Genomic DNA, 18,016 nt, shown 5'->3' on the forward strand with positions numbered 1-18,016 from the left:
CGGGACCGATGATTCTCATTATTCGTCTGTGAAAATCCCGGTAACCGCCGAATTAACCCACGCTGTGTTCCAGGCTAATCGCCAGTAACTTTTGTGCTTCTACCGCAAATTCCAGCGGCAATTCAGAGAAGACGTCTTTACAGAATCCGTTCACGATCATCGAGATGGCGTCATCTTCACTGATCCCGCGTTGCAGGCAGTAGAACAGTTGGTCTTCGCCAATTTTCGAGGTCGTCGCTTCATGTTCCAACTGCGCGGTATTGTTGCGCACTTCCACGTACGGGAAAGTATGCGCGCCACACTCGCTACCGATCAGCATGGAGTCACACTGGGTGAAGTTACGGGCGTTGGTCGCGCTCGGCATGATCTTCACCAGACCACGGTAGGTGTTCTCACTGCGTCCGGCGGAAATACCTTTAGAAATGATGGTCGAACGGGTGTTCTTACCGATGTGAATCATCTTGGTGCCGGTATCGGCCTGCTGGCGACCGTTGGTCAAGGCAACCGAGAAAAATTCACCAACGGAGTAATCACCGCGCAGAATAACGCTTGGGTATTTCCAGGTGATCGCGGAGCCGGTTTCTGACTGCGTCCACGACATCTTCGAATGCTCGCCGGCACACAGCGCCCGTTTGGTCACAAAGTTGAGGATCCCGCCTTCCGCGTCATCTTTACCGGAGAACCAGTTCTGCACCGTGGAATATTTCACTTCCGCATTTTTGTTGATGATGACTTCCACCACCGCGGCATGCAGTTGGTAGGTGTCACGCACTGGCGCGGAGCAGCCTTCGATATAGCTGACATAGCTGTCGTCATCAGCGATCAGGATCGTACGCTCGAACTGACCGGTTTTCGCTGCGTTGATACGGAAATAGGTCGACAGTTCCATCGGGCAGCGCACGCCTTTCGGGATGTAGACAAACGTGCCGTCAGACGCGACCGCCGAATTCAGCGCCGCAAAGAAGTTATCGTTCGCCGGTACGACCGTGCCGAGATACTGACGCACCAGATCGGGATGTTCCTGAATCGCCTCGCTGAATGAACAGAAGATAATGCCTTTTTCCGCCAGTTCATGCCGATACGTGGTGGCAACCGATACCGAGTCGAAAATCGCATCGACCGCCACTTTCTGGCCTTCACGCACAGGAACGCCTAACTGATTAAACGCATTCTCTACTTCGCTGGTCAGGTAATTATTCACGTCCGTAATGCCGGATTGCTGCTTGGCGCCTGGCTCAGAGCCGCAGCTATCATCGCAGTTACCGCAGGACGGCGCGGAATAATAGCTATAATCCTGATAGTCGAGTTTCTCGTAATGGGCTTTCAGCCAATGTGGTTCTTCCATCTCCAGCCACGCTTTGTAGGCATTGAGACGGAATTCCAGCATCCATTCAGGTTCGTTACGCTTCGCCGAGATCGCCCGCACGACACCTTCATTAATGCCGTGCGCCAGTTCATCGGTTTCCAACTGCGTGAAGAAACCTTCTTTATAGCGTCCATCACCCATCCAGATCTGGACATCATCAGGTACATCTACCGTGCTACGTGCCATAATTTTTCATCACTTAAATGCCAAAGCTTTCGCCACATCCACAAGCATGTTGCGCTCTGGGATTATTAAACTTGAATATCTGATTCAGCCCTTCACGGACGAAATCAAGTTCTGTGCCGTCAATGAAAGGCATTGCTTTCAGTGGGACATACAGTTTTGCGCCATCACGTTCGAAAACCAGATCGTCGGTTTCGAATTCCTGTACCAGATCCAGCACATAGCCGAACCCCGCACAGCCAGATTGTTTCACACTAAGCCGCAGTCCTTGCACGGCCTCATTCTGCTTCGCCAGATTCTTAATCTGCTTCACGGCGCTGTCTGTCAGCGTCAGTCCTTGCCAGACATTTTCATCCAGTGAAAACGTCCCTACATTTTCCGCTTGCATATGGAATACCTCATTGCGTGTGTTACCAGTTTTAGGCTGGTTTCCCCTAATGTTAGTGATAATGAAACTAGCTTCAACCTCTTGTTTCGCAGGGCTATTCGTAACATTCGGTTTTTTAGCGAGCCCATAGCGTCATTTTACACCTCTCTAACGCTGCAAACAACGTCGCAACAAATCATGCAATTATATGATAATAAAAGAATTTACCTCATTAGTTCGATTCATTTTGGTCAGGTAATAATTATCATCTCGTTATCATTATTATAACATTTATTGGTGATACCTATTTATAAAACAGGGAAGGTATATGAAGATTTATGTAATTTTCGATCGTACTTTTGGCGCTAAAGCACATTTTGCCCATTGATCATGACCTTTTTTATCAATATGATAATGATTATCATTTCATATTCAGGATCGATAACCATGCTTTCCGTGAATGCCTGGCTGCACCATCAGATTGACGAATATAAATTTCAGATTCGCGATGCCACCGTTGATTTCTATATGGCGGAAGCACGCCTGAACCGCTCTGGAAGCAATATTGACCATTTACGCCGCTATCATAACGCTTGCATGGACATGGTTGAACTCTGTCTGAGAAATGGCGATGACGACAGCTATCTGCACGCGCTGGTCAAATTGCACAATCGATTGATTAAAGAGATTAATAATGAAGGACGTTGCCACCTCTTTCGGGTGCAAAGCTACTACTTTGCCCGTAACACGCTAAAGTCGATTTGCTATCAGCTAAGCATGCAAGGCTCGTGGGACAAAGCCACGGCGTTTCAAACGGATTTCGTTAAGCGCGTGCCGTTTCTCCCCTGAGACATAGCCGAACCAGACCCACCAGCAGTCTGGTTCGTGCTTTGTATTTACGGCGTAATCACCGATGTCGTCAGGCGTGAAATACAGCATAAACGATTCTGATTATCAAAAATCTCAATCTGCCACACCTGGCTACGGCGACCAACGTGCAGCGCTCGGCATACGCCACGCACCTCACCTTCGCGCACCGCTCTCAGGTGATTAGCATTGATCTCCAACCCCACCACCTGCTGATCGCCTTCAGAACACAGATAGCCCGCTACCGACCCCAGCGATTCCGCCAGCACGACGGACGCGCCGCCGTGCAGTAAGCCAAACGGTTGACGCGTACGTGAATCCACTGGCATCACCGCTTCCAGAGCATCATCCGTGATATGGGTATAGCGAATACCAACATGCCCCACCAGACACGCCTGGCTCTGTTGATTAAGCTGCTCAAGCGTAACCTGCCGTTTCCACAGCATCAGATGATCTCCAGCAGAGCCTGTAACGGATGGCGTAACGGGCTACCTTCCATACGTTTTACCTGGCTACGGCACGAATAGCCGGTGGTCAGGCAGCGTTTCTGCGGCAACGTCTGCAACACCTGCTGCCAGGATAGTGCATAGATGCCCTGCGAGTTGGCGAGGTTTTTGGTTTCATGTCCGTAAGTTCCTGCCATACCGCAGCACCCGACGCTGATATTCTCCAGTTTGGCACCAAAACGCGCGAAGATATCCGCCCACTGTTTCGTGCTGGCTGGTAGCGCCGTGGTTTCCGTACAGTGACCGAGCAGATACCAGGACTCGCCAGTGGCAGGCGGCGGCGTGTTTGTCATCACCGTTACCAGCCATTCATGCACCAGTTGCACCTGAAAATCGCCGCGTTTCTCGCCCAGAATTTCACGGTATTCATCGCGATAGCACAGCACCAGCGCCGGATCGACGCCCACCATCGGCATCCCCAGCTTAGCCACACGATTCAGGAAATCGGCCGTCTTCGCCGCCGTTTTGGCAAAACGCTGTAAGAAGCCTTTAATGTGCTGCGCCTTGCCGTTCGGCGAGAATGGCAACAGCACGGGTTTCAGCTTCAGTTTTTCGATCAGGTGAACGAAATCAGCCACCACCTGCGCATCGTAATAGCTGGTAAACGGATCCTGTACGATTAATACATACTGCTGGCGCGCCGTTTCCGGCAACTGTTCCAGTTGTTCCAGCGTGGTATTGACGCCGCTATGCCCGGCAAACTGCTGACGCAGCGACGGCGATGACAGCAACGGCAGATCCACCATACCGATCTGGCTGCGGCTCAGGTTATTCAGCAGCGGCATTTTCAGGAAGAAGTTAAATGTCTTCGGGCTGCGCGCCATCAGCGGCGCATAGCTTTCAACGCTGGCGACCAGATAATCGCGTACCGGACGCAGGTAGCGGGTATGGTAAAGTTGCAGAAAACGGGAACGGAAGCCGGGCACATCAATCTTGATCGGGCACTGCGTTGAACAGGCTTTACACGCCAGACAGCCGGACATTGCCTCTTTCACTTCGTGCGAGAAATCGTAATCCCCCTGTTTAGCCTGCCAGGTATTGCGGGTCTTCTGGATAAACGCACGCAGGCTCAACTTCTGCTGCGGCAAGGCTTTCTCCAGCGCGACGGGATCGACCCCCTGCTCCGCCAGCAAACGTAGCCATTCGCGCACCAGCGTCGCACGCCCTTTCGGCGAATGGATACGGTTGCCGCTGATTTTCATCGATGGACACATGGGGCTACGGGCATCAAAGTTAAAACACAGCCCGTTGCCGTTGCATTCCATCGCGCCACGGAACGCAGTACGCACCGTCAGTGGGATCGTGCGATCGAACGTGCCGCGTTTAACCGCATCGACTTTCATCATCGGCGCATCGACATCCAGCGGCGCACAAATTTTACCGGGATTCAGCCGGTTATCCGGGTCGAACGCCGCCTTGATGCGACGCAGTTCAGCATACAACTCCGGTCCAAAGAATTCAGGGCTGTATTCGGCGCGGAAACCTTTACCATGTTCCCCCCACAGCAGACCGCCATATTTGGCCGTCAGTGCCACAATCTGGTCGGAAAGCTGCTTCATCAGCATTTCCTGCTGCGGGTCGCACATGTCCAACGCCGGACGAACGTGCAGCACCCCGGCGTCCACATGACCAAACATGCCATAGGTCAGATTGTGGCTGTCCAGCAGTGCGCGAAACTCTTCAATATAATCCGCCAGATGCTGTGGCGGCACGCAGGTGTCTTCCGCAAACGGAATCGGTTTCGCCAACCCTTTGCTATTGCCCAGCAGCCCGACCGCTTTCTTGCGCATCGCGTAAATACGTTCGATTCCGGCCAGATCGTTACAGGTTTGATAGCCAATCACCCCGCTTTCTCCGTTAGCCAGCAGCGTATCCAGCCGCTGACAGAGCGCATCGACCTGTCCGTTTATCAGCGTTTCATCATCACCCGCAAATTCAACGATATTTAAACCGAGCATTTCCTGATTAGGTACATCGGTAATCAGTTCGCTAACGGAATGCCAGACGATATCTTCACGGGCAAGGTTTAATACTTTAGAGTCCACGGTTTCGACGGATAGGGCTTTGGCCTCGACCATGAACGGCGCATTGCGCAGCGCTGAATTGAAAGAATCGTACTTGATATTGACCAGGCGACGGCTCTTCGGCAAGGGCGTGATATCGAGCTTCGCTTCGGTGATAAATGCCAGTGTGCCTTCAGCGCCGGTCAGAATTCGCGTCAGGTCAAAGGTGCGGAGATCGTCACTGAATACGTGACGCAGGTCATACCCCGTCAGAAAGCGATTCAGTTTGGGGAATTTGTCGATAATTAACGAACGCTGTTCACGACAGCGGTGCAACACCGTATGGTAAATGCGGCCGATGGGCGAATCTTCTTCCGCCAGTTGCTCCGCCAGTTCTACCGACATCGCCTGCGTGTCCAGCATGTCGCCGCCCAGCAGTACCGCACGCAGCCCCAGCACATGGTCTGAGGTTTTACCGTACACCAGCGAGCCTTGCCCGGAAGCATCGGTATTGATCATGCCACCCAGCGTCGCTCGGTTACTGGTCGACAGCTCTGGCGCGAAGAAATAACCATAAGGCTTAAGGTACTGGTTAAGCTGATCTTTAATCACGCCAGCCTCGACGCGCACCCAGCCCTGTTCTGGATTGATTTCCAGAATACGGTTCATATAACGCGACATATCGACCACGATGCCGCGGTTCAGCGCCTGTCCGTTCGTTCCTGTGCCGCCACCGCGTGGGGTGAAGGTCAGCGCCGAAAAACGCGCCTCGCCCGCCAGCCGCGAGAGGATAGCCACATCAGCGGTTGAACGGGGGAACACCACCGCATCCGGCAGAAGCTGATAAATACTGTTATCCGTTGCCATCGTCAGACGATCGGCATAGTTGGTCGCCGTATCGCCCGTGAATCCATTTTTCTTCAATGCTTCCAGAAAATTAAGCACCGGCTGAACCAGCCCGGGAGATTGTGTGATCTGTGGGATCATTATCTTTTGACCCTGTCCGTACATGATGTGTTTGCCAATATGTCGTGAAATACCTGCGATAGCCGCCCTTTCATCGGGGACATCACGTTTTATCACATTTCGCAATCGTGTGCGCTCCCGGATCGGCAAAAACATGCAGCATCTTGATTAACGGTCGTTTCGCCAACAAAATGTTCAATAGGCTGTCAAAACCCCCGAAAATATCTCATGATGACAGGGTAAGTCGATCCGTTCATCCACACCCCCCATCATCAGCTTTTTCTTTTGCTATTGAGGAACGATTCGTTGAGCAAATATTCTCAACCACCACGACAGGATCTGGCCAGAACGCTGTTCAGTCTGGTGTTCATTACCATCATGATTATTGCCTGTTTTTGGGTAGTACAGCCTTTTATTCTGGGATTCGCCTGGGCGTGTATGGTGGTCATTGCCACCTGGCCGATGCTGATTAAATTTCAGGCATTGTTATGGGGGCGGCGTTCTCTGGCTGTGCTGGTGATGACGCTTCTGCTGATCCTGCTATTTATTGTCCCAATTGCCGTGCTTGTCAGTAGTGTGGTGGAAAACAGTTCGGCGCTAATGAGTTGGGGAGCCAAACAGGAAAACTTTTCGCCACCGACGCTGGAGTGGCTGACATCCATCCCGTTAGTCGGAGAAAAATTGTTCAATAACTGGCAATCACTGCTACAAAGCGGCGGCAGTGGTTTGTTCGCTAAGGTACAACCCTATTTCGGTAAAACGGCGACCTGGTTAGTGGCACAGGCGGCACATGTCGGGCGCTTTCTCATGCATTGTTCCCTGATGCTTATTTTCAGCGTCCTCCTGTATTACAAGGGAGAAGCTGTCGCGAAAACCGTGCGGCATTTTGCTATCAGGCTCGGACAAGATCGCGGCGATGCCGCCGTGATCCTGGCAGCGCAGTCCATTCGCGCTGTCGCGTTGGGCGTCGTCGTAACGGCGATCGTGCAATCAGTATTAGGCGGGCTAGGGCTGGGACTAACAGGGATTCCCTACACGACACTGTTAACCGTTGTGATGTTTCTGTGTTGTCTGGCGCAGTTGGGACCGCTTCTGGTACTGATTCCCGCCATTATCTGGCTGTATTGGACAGGCGACACTACCTGGGGCACCATCTTGCTGGTCTGGAGCTGCGTGGTTGGAACGATTGATAATGTAATTCGCCCGGTACTCATCCGCATGGGTGCCGATCTTCCCATGCTGCTGATTCTTTCCGGCGTGATCGGCGGGTTGTTGGCTTTTGGTATGATCGGGATCTTTATTGGTCCGGTGGTTCTCGCCGTTTCCTATCGTCTTCTGTTTGCCTGGATGCGCGAAATCCCAGAGCCACAGAGCATCGTCTCCGCTAGTACGTCTAACACATCGGATAAAGAGTAAGAGCGGAAATCACCGTTTTGTCTTGCCGTGGGCGGTGCGCTGCCCACGCATGTTCTTTGTATTCCCCACTTTCAGCATCGTTGCTTAGCGACGCTTTCTTTCCTTAAAACCCCAATAGGTAAAAATAGCTAATGATTAGACCTCTATTTGTGGGGATTAGTCCTAAAAATTTTGATATCATTTCTCTAATACATCAATATTATTGACAGTGTGAAAACGCCAAGCTGTCGATTCTTAAAAGATAATTAACTATTAGGATGATTCTTAATGACTGAGTAGGGCATAATCCCTAGGATGAATACCGGAGCTAGTATTAACCTACTGTATGTCAATGAGGTTTCCTCCTCGTCAGAGTGAGTAACGAATTGCTGTGTGTAGTCTTTGCCCATCCTCTGAGATGGGCATTTTTTTTCCTTTTATTGCACTTCCATTCCATTACGTTTCACCCCTTTTTTGTTACTCTCCTGTCTGCTCACCTTCCGTTCTGTTTTTCAGGAGTTTTTCATGACGCCGCTCGCCGCGAAGAGATTACTACTCTGTGGCTTATTCAGCCTTTTGACAGCCTGCGATAATCCCGCACCTACGACACAACGCCCTTTGTTGACCATTGAAGGCAAAACAATGGGGACGTTTTATAGCGTAAAAATTAGCGGCGACCTCACCGAAGACAAGACGCAATTACAACAGGAAATCGACGCGCTGCTAGAGCAGGCCAATAACGATATTTCGACCTACCGTGATAATTCCGTGCTGTCGCGTTTTAATCAGTATCGGGGGATGGATCCGCAACCGATTAGCAATGGTATGGCGGATATCATTCTGGCCGCGCTGCGTATCGGTAAAGCCACTCACGGCGCGATGGACATCACCGTTGGACCACTGGTTAACCTCTGGGGGTTCGGCCCACAGAAGCAACCCACGCGAATTCCCAGCCAACAGCAGATCGATGTCGCGCGGCAAAACGTCGGGTTGCGTCACCTGAAACTGATCGGTGACGAAAAAGGCGAATGGATTCAGAAAGATCGCCCGGATTTGTATGTCGATCTCTCTACGCTGGGCGAAGGATACGGCGCAGACATTCTCGCACAGCTCATGACGCGTAAAGGGATCACCAACTATCTGGTTTCCGTCGGTGGTGCGATTTCCAGCCGTGGCGTGAACGCTGAAGGAATACCGTGGCGCGTGGCGATTCAAAAACCGACCGATCAGGAAAATGCAGCACAGGCAGCGGTGAATTTGCAGGGATATGCAATCAGCACCTCCGGCAGCTACCGGAATTATTTCGAGCAGGACAGCAAGCGTTATTCTCACGTTATCGATCCTGAAACGGGCAGGCCGATTACCCATCAGTTGGTGTCTGCCACCGTGATTGCGCCAACCGCGCTGGAAGCCGATGGCTGGGATACCGGTTTGATGGTATTGGGAACGGAGAAAGCGTTGAAGCTGGCGGAGCAGCAAGGGCTGGCGGTTTATCTGATTACCAAAACGGATAAAGGTTTTAGCGCCGTGATGACGCCACAGTTTAAATCCTTCCTGATTGCGGCACCGTAAGAAACGCCACGGTTTATGCAAAACCCATCGTGACAAGCGCGAGATTCACGGGAAATACGGAGCGAGGCATCCCTGCGGGAACGTCATCTCCATGTTTCCTCGAAAATCTAACATCGTCAGCTACCATGACACCCGGTAATGACCGGGCGTCATGGCATTCACCGTACTGATTACTTATGCTCAGCCAGATTCAGCCAGGTTTGCACTACGGTATCTGGGTTGAGCGACAGGCTATCAATGCCCTGTTCCATCAGCCAGAGCGCGAAATCTTCGTGGTCTGACGGCCCCTGCCCACAAATACCGACGTATTTACCTTGTTTCTTAGCCGCCTTGATCGCCATCGATAGCAGCGCTTTTACCGCATCGTTACGCTCATCAAACAGTGATGACACCACGCCGGAGTCGCGATCCAGCCCCAGTGCCAGTTGCGTCATGTCGTTTGAGCCGATGGAGAAACCATCAAAGTGTTGCAGGAATTCATCAGCCAACAGTGCGTTAGACGGAATTTCACACATCATGATGATTTTCAGGCCATCTTCGCCACGGCGCAGCCCCTGACTCGCCAGTTCGGCAATCACCGCTTCCGCTTGCGCCACGGTGCGAACGAAGGGGATCATGATCTCGACATTCTTCAGCCCCATCACGTTACGCACACGTTTGACCGCTTCACACTCCAGCGCAAAGCAGGCTTTGAAGTCCGGCGATACGTAGCGACCCGCCCCACGGAAGCCCAGCATCGGGTTTTCCTCTTCTGGCTCATAGCGCTCACCGCCAACCAAATTGGCGTACTCGTTCGATTTAAAATCGGACAGACGCACAATAACGCGCTTCGGTGCGAATGCCGCTGCCAGCGTCGCGATCCCTTCCACCAAACGGCCGATGTAGAATTCCACCGGATCGTCGTAGCCCTGCATCAGCGTTTTAATCTCGCGTTGCAGTTCAGGCGTTTGCTGGTCAAACTCCAGCAATGCACGCGGGTGTACGCCAATCATACGGTTGATGATGAATTCCAGACGCGCCAAGCCAACGCCATCATTTGGCAGGCAGGCAAAATCAAATGCGCGGTCAGGGTTCCCCACGTTCATCATAATTTTCAGCGGCAGTGCGGGCATTTCATCAATCTGTGAACTCTTCACGGAGAAGTCCAGCAGGTCCTGATACACATACCCCGTATCACCTTCGGCGCAGGAGACCGTCACTTTCTGTCCTTTATGCAAACGCTCAGTCGCATCGCCACAGCCAACCACCGCGGGAATGCCCAGCTCGCGGGCAATAATCGCCGCGTGACAGGTGCGCCCCCCACGATTGGTGACAATCGCCGCCGCCTTCTTCATGATCGGTTCCCAATCCGGGTCGGTCATGTCGGTCACCAGCACGTCACCCGCGTTGATCAAGTGCATCTCGCTGATGTCCTGAATCACTTTGACTTCACCCGCACCAATGCGGTGGCCGATAGCGCGACCTTCCACCAGCACCGTGCCGCTGGCTGGCAGGTGGTAACGTTCCATAACCTGACCGTTGGAACGCACGGTTTCCGGGCGAGCCTGCACGATATAGAGTTTACCGGTGTGGCCATCTTTCGCCCACTCGATGTCCATCGGACGGCCGTAGTGTTTTTCAATCAGCAATGCCTGACGCGCCAGCGCCTGCACTTCATCATCCGTCAGGCTGAAACGCGCACTTTGCTCTGTCGGCACGTCTTCAATTCGCACCTGCTTGCCATGTTCCTGGCTCGCGGCGTACACCATACGAATTTTTTTCGAACCCATGTTGCGGCGCACAATCGCAGGCTTGTTGTTCTGCAACGTCGGCTTATGCACATAAAACTCATCCGGGTTCACCGCCCCCTGCACCACCATTTCACCCAAACCGTATGCCGAGGTGATAAACACCACCTGATCAAAACCAGATTCGGTATCAATGGTAAACATCACGCCTGCGGCAGCCAGATCGGAGCGCACCATGCGCTGCACGCCCGCCGACAGCGCCACGCCGCGGTGGTCATACCCTTGATGCACGCGATAGGAGATAGCCCGATCGTTAAACAGCGATGCAAATACGTGCTTCACCGCAACCATCACGGCATCAATGCCCTGCACATTCAGGAAGGTTTCCTGCTGACCCGCAAAGGACGCATCCGGCATGTCTTCTGCCGTGGCAGAAGAACGCACGGCAAATGAAGCGTCTTTTTCGCCATCGGCGAGTTGCTGATAGGCATCACAAATCGCTTTTTCCAGATCCGGCTGGAACGGTGTATCAATAATCCACTGGCGAATCTGCGCACCGGCGCTCGCCAGTTGGTTCAGGTCGTCAATATCCGTACGATCGAGCAGCTCATAAATGCGCTGGTTAATCCCGCTTTGATTAAGAAAATCATTAAACGCCTGCGCCGTTGTCGCAAAGCCGTTGGGAACGGCTACGCCCAAGTCTGAAAGGTTGGTGATCATTTCACCCAGAGAGGCATTTTTACCCCCCACCCTTTCAACATCGTGCATACCGAGCTGGTTATACCAAAGGACATTACGCAAATCAGGGCCGTTATTGGACATCGGAAATAATCCTTTCTGCATACAATTAGGGTATGAAAGAGTTCGGTTGAGAATCGCCTCAACACAATCAGGTTAGCATAGCGTTTTGATGAACAGAGACAGGTGAATCGATCAACCTATGAAAAAAAACTGATTTCACAGTGAATGATTGCTTAAGTCAGTAAAGATCCAATATCGTAGAAGATTAGCATGCTTTATCATGAAGATAATGAAATAGTGTTTTAATAAAAGTATTCGCAAAACACAATTTTTGACGAGGTTAATGTGTTCGAGCTGTCGGAAATATCACCAGGGGGCTATGTGGAAAGAAGCGTGTTTTATGTCTCGGACGGTACTGCCATTACGGCAGAAGTACTCGGTCATGCGGTATTATCCCAGTTTCCCGTGAACACGGTTAGCTATACCTTACCTTTCGTTGAAAGCGAAGCCCGCGCGAAAGCCGTGTGTGAACAAATCAATACGTTGTATCGGCAAACCGGTGTGCGTCCACTGGTGTTTTACTCCATCGTCACCCCGACCGTACGTAATATTATTACCAGCAGCGACGGTTTTTGTCAGGATATCGTGCAGGCGCTGGTTGCGCCTTTACAGGAAGAACTGAAGACGCCGCCGACACCGATAGCCAACCGTACCCACGGTTTAACCGCCAATAATCTGAGCAAATACGATGCGCGTATCGCCGCTATCGACTACACGCTGGCGCACGATGACGGCATTTCGCTACGCAATCTCGATCAGGCACAGGTTATTCTGTTGGGCGTGTCTCGCTGCGGCAAAACGCCAACCAGCCTGTATCTGGCGATGCAATTTGGCATTCGTGCGGCTAACTACCCTTTTATTGCCGATGATATGGACAACCTACGCCTGCCCGATGCATTGAAACCCTTTCAGCACAAGCTATTCGGGCTCACGATTGATGCTGAACGTCTGGCGGCTATTCGCGAGGAGCGCCGGGGCAATAGTCGTTATGCTTCCCTGCGCCAGTGCCGCATGGAGCTTAGCGAAGTTGAGGCGCTATTTCGCAAACACCAGATTAAATATCTTAATACCACCAATTATTCCGTTGAGGAAATTTCCGCCAAAATCATCGACATTCTTGGCATGAGCAGAAGAATGTACTAGTACATGATAGATTTTTTGATCTAATACGGTTGTAATGTGCGCTATTTCGTTTATTGTGTGCCCCATCACTTCCCGGCATTTCGCCGCTGCGAAGCAACCTTTTTAGTCGGAAATCTTGTCTGAAAACACCACCATGTCCACGCATTTTCGGTGAAGGCAGATTTTCGGCTTGACCGTATTCAGAGACAAAACATGCTACAAACCGATGAACTGCGGAGCGCGCGCATCGAGAGTCTGGTTACCCCCCAAACGTTATTTACCAGACTCCCGATTACCCCTGCCATTGCCGAAAATATCACCTCGTCACGTAAAAAAATTGCAACCATTCTCGCTGGTCAGGATCCTCGTTTACTTGTCGTTATTGGCCCGTGTTCGATTCATGACACGGACAGTGCATTAGATTATGCGCGTCGTCTGGCGGCGCTACGCACGCAATATCAGAGTCGGCTGGAAATTGTCATGCGCACCTATTTTGAAAAACCGCGCACGGTAGTGGGTTGGAAAGGACTCATTTCCGATCCCGCCCTCAACGGTACATTCCTGGTGAATGAAGGTTTGGAGATTGCCCGCCGCCTGCTGCTGGACGTCAATCAGCTTGGATTGCCGACGGCAACGGAATTCCTCGATATGGTCACCGGCCAATATATATCTGATTTGATTAGCTGGGGGGCTATTGGTGCCAGAACCACTGAAAGCCAGATCCATCGGGAAATGGCCTCGGCGCTGTCCTGCCCAGTCGGCTTCAAAAACGGGACGGATGGCAATACGCGGATCGCCGTCGATGCCATTCGTGCCGCACGCGCTCCACACATGTTTCTTTCGCCGGACAAACAGGGCTTCATGTCAGTTTATAAAACGCAGGGTAATCCGTTCGGCCACATCATTATGCGCGGCGGGAAAAAACCGAATTACCACGCAGAAGATATCGCCGCCGCCTGCGCGCAATTGCGTGAATTTTCACTACCCGAACATCTGATAATCGATTTCAGTCATGCTAACTGCCAGAAGCAACATCGCCGTCAACTCGATGTGGCCGATGAGGTCTGCCAGCAAATTCGCACAGGCTCACGCGCCGTTGCGGGCATCATGGCGGAAAGTTTCCTGGTGGAAGGTAACCAGCCCGCCATCAACCCGCAGGCACTAACATATGGGCAATCCATTACCGATCCGTGCCTAAGTTGGCAGGACACCGAAACGCTGCTGGCACGTCTGGCAGATGCCGTCGACAGCCGTTTTTAACCTGATACCCGATATACGCTGACACACTCTCCTTTTCCGATCGTGTGTCAGCCGTTTTCCTCTCTGACCCACCGCGCGAAACGCTCTCGCCCCCTTCTACTTATTCCACTTATTAAGAAAACTTCACTTGAGGTTGCGTTTTTGTTACATGAAAATGATTCTCATTCATTGCTATAATCAATACGACAACGATTAAGGGAACGAGATGCAGACGTCCATTTACCAACAATACCTCCAGGCTAAAGTTGAACATCCGCGCAAGTATGCACGCGATCTGGCTACGCAGCTCGGCATTAGCGAAGCTGAACTCACTCACGCCCGTGTCGGACACGATGCACAGCGCCTACAGGGTGATGCCAAAGTCTGGTTAAGTGCGCTGGAGCAAGTTGGTAATACCAAGTCGATTACGCGCAACGAGTACGCCGTGCATGAGCATACTGGTTACTACCAAAACCAGACGCTCGATGGGCATGCTGGCCTGATCCTCAATCCGCGTGGGTTGGATCTGCGTTTGTTCCTCTCTCAATGGGCTTCCGCCTTTGCGTTGCGTGAAAACACCGCGCGCGGCGAGCGTCAGAGCATTCAATTCTTCGATCATCAGGGCGATGCCATTCTGAAGGTTTACACCACCGACACAACGGACATGGCCGCCTGGCAGGTATTTGTTGAGAAATTTTCCAGCAGCGACAATCCTGCGTTAGCGCTTCGTCCGGCAGCCAGCGCCGCATCAGCCGGACAGGTGGTTGCCCATAATCCTCAGTTTGAAGCAGACTGGCGCGCCATGAAGGATGTGCATGATTTCTTCATCCTGCTCAAGCGCTATAACCTGACCCGTCAGCAGGCGTTTAACGCGGTCGCCGACGATTTGGCCTATCGTGTAGAAAACGATGCGCTGTCACAAATTCTGTTTGCCGCACATGAAGATCAAAATGAGATCATGGTGTTTGTCGGCAACCGTGGCTGTGTACAAATTTTCACCGGCACGATTGAGCGTGTAGAGCGCATGGAACAACATGCAGAATGGATTAACATCTTTAACAAAGATTTCACCCTGCATCTGATTGAAGGCGAGATTGCTGAAAGCTGGATTACACGTAAACCTACGGTCGACGGCATCGTGACCAGCCTCGAACTCTATGCCGCAGATGGCTCTCAAATCGCACAACTGTTCGGGCAACGTACCGAAGGCACGCCGGAACAACAACAGTGGCGTGACCAGATCGACGCCCTGAAACCGCATAAGGATCTTGCCGCATGAAAAACTGGTTATTTCCGCTGCTTCTGACACTCCCGCTGGGGGTGTCTGCCGCTGAGCGTATCGTTTCTATCGGCGGTGACGTCACCGAAATTATCTATGCGCTGGGCGCAGAGCAAGATCTGGTTGCGCGTGATAGCACCAGCCTGCACCCGGAAGCTGTGAAAAAATTGCCTGATGTGGGTTACATGCGTCAGCTCAACACCGAGGGCATTCTGGCGATGAAACCGTCTCTCGTGGTTGCCAGCGATTTGTCGCAGCCTTCGCTCATCTTGCAACAAGTTTCGGACAGCGGCACTAAAGTGGTTCATGTTCCTGCGCAACCTTCACTCGATGCCGTGCCGCAAAAAATCGGTGTCATCGCACAGGCGCTGGGTAAAGCGTCGGAAGGTAAAAAACTGACGGAAACCTATCAGCAACAGTTAGCGGCAGTAAAAACGTCACCGCTGCCAGTTAACGTGCTGTTCGTTCTCAGCCACGGCGGTATGACCGCGATGGCGGCAGGTAAAAATACGCCAGCGGATACCATTATTCGCCATGCGGGATTGAAGAATGCGATGCAGAACGTTGAACGCTACCAGCCGCTGTCACAGGAAGGCGTCGTGGCCAGCGCACCGGATCTGATTCTGATCTCCAGCCAGGGGCTGAAAACGCTGGGCGGCGAAGCACAAGTCTGGAAATTGCCTGGTCTGGAACTGACGCCTGCGGGTAAGCACAAACGTCTGTTAGTGGTCGATGATATGGCAATGCTGGGCTTTACACTCGAAACCCCCGCGTTGATGGCGACGCTGCGTCAGACAGCCGAAGCGATAAAATGACGTCACGGTTTCACCCGCGTACAGGGTTGATCGCACTGCTGTTACTGATGGTGGCACTGATGGTCGGTGCCGCCAACATGGGCGCACTGACGCTGTCGCTCAAGATGTTATGGCAAACCCCTCTTGACGATCCGATCTGGCATATCTGGTTAAATATTCGCGTTCCCCGCGTGCTGCTGGCGATCCTCGTCGGCGGCGCGCTGGCCTGTTCCGGCGCGATTATGCAGGGATTATTTCGCAATCCACTGGCCGATCCTGGTCTGCTTGGGATCAGTAGCGGTGCTGCACTCTGCGTCGCGCTGACTATCGTGCTACCACTCGGTCTCCCCCCTCTGCTGGCGCTTTACGGCCCGATGTTCGCCGCTTTCGCGGGGAGTCTGGGGGTTACCGCGATTATTTTCATCCTCAGCCGCGCTGAACAGAGTGGGCTAACCCGATTGCTGCTGGCAGGTATCGCACTCAATGCCCTGTGTATCGCGCTGATCGGCGTCTTAACCTATATCAGTACCGACCAGCAGTTACGCCAGTTCTCACTCTGGGGCATGGGAAGCCTCGGGCAGGCACAGTGGCCTATGCTGCTGGTTGCCAGCACGCTGGCAATCCCTGCCATGATCGCGACGTTGTACTATGCACGCCGTCTGAATTTGTTGCAGCTAGGGGATGAAGAAGCGCATTACCTAGGCGTTAACGTGAAACGCACTAAACATATTCTGCTGCTACTCAGTTCCCTGCTGGTGGGCGTGGCGGTAGCCGTCAGCGGCGTGATCGGGTTCGTCGGGCTTATCATCCCGCATCTGATACGTATGCATCTGGGGGCCGATCACCGCTGGCTCATTCCCGGCTCGATCCTCGGTGGTGCCTGTCTGCTGTTGTTTGCCGATACACTGGCACGTACGCTACTTGCGCCAGCAGAAATGCCCGTTGGGCTATTAAGCAGCCTGATTGGCGGGCCGTATTTCTTATGGCTGATCGTTCAGCATAAAGGACGGGGCAATGACTGACTCAGCGCTCGACCAGACGTTAGTCGCCCGTCATCTGCGTTTTCAGAGCAACGGACGCTATCTGACGGATGACGTTTCTCTGGAGCTACACAGTGGGGAAATCGTCGCGATTATCGGCCCTAACGGTGCAGGGAAATCCACCCTGCTTCGTTTACTCACCGGTTATTTGACGCCCGATGAAGGCGAGTGCCTGTTAGCCGGACAGCCTTTTTCACACTGGCAACCCGGCGCACTCGCCAAAACACGCGCGGTGATGCGTCAACATAGCGGCATGGCATTTGCATTTTGCGTGCGGGATGTCGTTGCGATGGGCCGCTCGCCGCATGGGCGCTATCCGAAAAATGACGAGGTCATTCAGCAGGTCATGGCGCAAACGGGCTGCCTGGCGTTAGCGGAGCGGGATTATCGCCAGCTTTCCGGCGGGGAACAACAGCGAGTGCAACTGGCTCGCGTACTGGCGCAGTTGTGGCACCCGGAGCCGACGCCGGGTTGGTTATTTCTCGATGAGCCAACCTCAGCGCTGGATCTATACCATCAGCAGCATCTTTTGCGGCTGCTCAAGCAGCTTACGCGGGAACAACCGCTATCCGTATGCTGCGTCCTGCACGACCTGAATCTGGCTGCGCTGTATGCCGACCGCATTCTGCTGCTGCACGAAGGGAAACTGGTCGCACAAGGTACGCCCGCGCAAGTGCTACAGGCGGAAACGCTGACTCACTGGTATCGTGCCGACCTCAGCGTCGGTTCACATCCTGACTACACGATTCCCCAGGTTTATCTGCGACAATAGCTATCACGCCTGCTCTG

The 18,016-nt window shown here is 52.7% G+C and carries 14 protein-coding genes and 1 other RNA gene; 10 read left to right on the forward strand and 5 right to left on the reverse strand.

Annotation, left to right across the window (positions count from 1 at the left end; translation table 11 throughout):
- Positions 1 to 52 precede the first annotated feature (52 nt).
- The gene (gene sufB / locus OI69_RS14250) at positions 53 to 1,552 is read right to left on the reverse strand and encodes a Fe-S cluster assembly protein SufB (protein WP_039351730.1); all 1,500 of its coding nucleotides are present in this window, start codon (positions 1,550 to 1,552) and stop codon (positions 53 to 55) included.
- A gap of 13 nt (positions 1,553 to 1,565) precedes the next feature.
- Positions 1,566 to 1,937 (reverse strand): Fe-S cluster assembly scaffold SufA, encoded by a 372-nt coding sequence (gene sufA / locus OI69_RS14255; protein ID WP_039351732.1) that lies wholly within the window; start codon positions 1,935 to 1,937, stop codon positions 1,566 to 1,568.
- Positions 1,938 to 2,363: 426 nt separating this feature from the next.
- Between sufA and OI69_RS14260 the strand changes: the two genes are divergently transcribed.
- A complete protein-coding gene (locus OI69_RS14260; protein ID WP_039351734.1) occupies positions 2,364 to 2,765 on the forward strand; it encodes a hypothetical protein in 402 nt (133 codons plus the stop codon).
- A gap of 47 nt (positions 2,766 to 2,812) precedes the next feature.
- Here OI69_RS14260 and menI read toward each other — a convergent pair whose 3' ends face one another.
- A complete protein-coding gene (gene menI / locus OI69_RS14265; protein WP_039351736.1) occupies positions 2,813 to 3,229 on the reverse strand; it encodes a 1,4-dihydroxy-2-naphthoyl-CoA hydrolase in 417 nt (138 codons plus the stop codon).
- A complete protein-coding gene (gene ydiJ / locus OI69_RS14270) occupies positions 3,229 to 6,279 on the reverse strand; it encodes a D-2-hydroxyglutarate dehydrogenase YdiJ (protein WP_039351739.1) in 3,051 nt (1,016 codons plus the stop codon). Before ydiJ ends, menI begins: the two co-directional genes overlap by 1 nt.
- 285 nt (positions 6,280 to 6,564) lie before the next feature.
- On the opposite strand from ydiJ, the gene ydiK reads away from it, so the two are divergent.
- The 3 genes from ydiK (at position 6,565) to apbE (ending at position 9,225) form a co-directional block, all read left to right on the forward strand.
- Positions 6,565 to 7,674, forward strand: coding sequence for an AI-2E family transporter YdiK (gene ydiK / locus OI69_RS14275; protein ID WP_039351741.1), 1,110 nt, complete (start codon positions 6,565 to 6,567; stop codon positions 7,672 to 7,674).
- 301 nt (positions 7,675 to 7,975) lie between these two features.
- An RNA gene (rprA, locus tag OI69_RS19405) (antisense sRNA RprA) lies at positions 7,976 to 8,087 on the forward strand.
- Between the two features lie 91 nt (positions 8,088 to 8,178).
- Positions 8,179 to 9,225 carry an FAD:protein FMN transferase ApbE gene (gene apbE / locus OI69_RS14280; protein ID WP_039351743.1) on the forward strand — a complete coding sequence of 349 codons (1,047 nt, stop codon included), beginning with the start codon at positions 8,179 to 8,181 and terminating at the stop codon, positions 9,223 to 9,225.
- Between the two features lie 170 nt (positions 9,226 to 9,395).
- On the opposite strand, the gene ppsA is transcribed toward apbE, so the two are convergent.
- Positions 9,396 to 11,774 (reverse strand): phosphoenolpyruvate synthase, encoded by a 2,379-nt coding sequence (gene ppsA / locus OI69_RS14285; RefSeq protein WP_039351745.1) that lies wholly within the window; start codon positions 11,772 to 11,774, stop codon positions 9,396 to 9,398.
- Positions 11,775 to 12,074: 300 nt separating this feature from the next.
- On the opposite strand from ppsA, the gene ppsR reads away from it, so the two are divergent.
- The 6 genes from ppsR (at position 12,075) to OI69_RS14315 (ending at position 17,999) form a co-directional block, all read left to right on the forward strand.
- Positions 12,075 to 12,896 carry a posphoenolpyruvate synthetase regulatory kinase/phosphorylase PpsR gene (gene ppsR / locus OI69_RS14290; protein ID WP_039351747.1) on the forward strand — a complete coding sequence of 274 codons (822 nt, stop codon included), beginning with the start codon at positions 12,075 to 12,077 and terminating at the stop codon, positions 12,894 to 12,896.
- A 192-nt stretch (positions 12,897 to 13,088) separates the two neighbouring features.
- Positions 13,089 to 14,135, forward strand: a complete 1,047-nt coding sequence (locus OI69_RS14295; protein ID WP_039351749.1) for a 3-deoxy-7-phosphoheptulonate synthase — start codon at positions 13,089 to 13,091, stop codon at positions 14,133 to 14,135.
- A gap of 205 nt (positions 14,136 to 14,340) precedes the next feature.
- Positions 14,341 to 15,393, forward strand: a complete 1,053-nt coding sequence (locus OI69_RS14300; protein WP_039351752.1) for a hemin-degrading factor — start codon at positions 14,341 to 14,343, stop codon at positions 15,391 to 15,393.
- Complete coding sequence (locus OI69_RS14305) at positions 15,390 to 16,208, forward strand: heme/hemin ABC transporter substrate-binding protein (RefSeq protein ID WP_039351754.1); 819 nt, start codon at positions 15,390 to 15,392, stop codon at positions 16,206 to 16,208. Before OI69_RS14300 ends, OI69_RS14305 begins: the two co-directional genes overlap by 4 nt.
- Positions 16,205 to 17,209 (forward strand): FecCD family ABC transporter permease, encoded by a 1,005-nt coding sequence (locus tag OI69_RS14310; protein ID WP_039351756.1) that lies wholly within the window; start codon positions 16,205 to 16,207, stop codon positions 17,207 to 17,209. The genes OI69_RS14305 and OI69_RS14310 overlap by 4 nt, the downstream gene beginning before the upstream one ends.
- A complete protein-coding gene (locus OI69_RS14315) occupies positions 17,202 to 17,999 on the forward strand; it encodes a heme ABC transporter ATP-binding protein (protein WP_039351757.1) in 798 nt (265 codons plus the stop codon). Before OI69_RS14310 ends, OI69_RS14315 begins: the two co-directional genes overlap by 8 nt.
- Positions 18,000 to 18,016 lie beyond the last annotated feature (17 nt).

It is taken from the genome of Pectobacterium fontis (assembly GCF_000803215.1).
Taxonomy (GTDB): Bacteria; Pseudomonadota; Gammaproteobacteria; order Enterobacterales; family Enterobacteriaceae; genus Pectobacterium; species Pectobacterium fontis.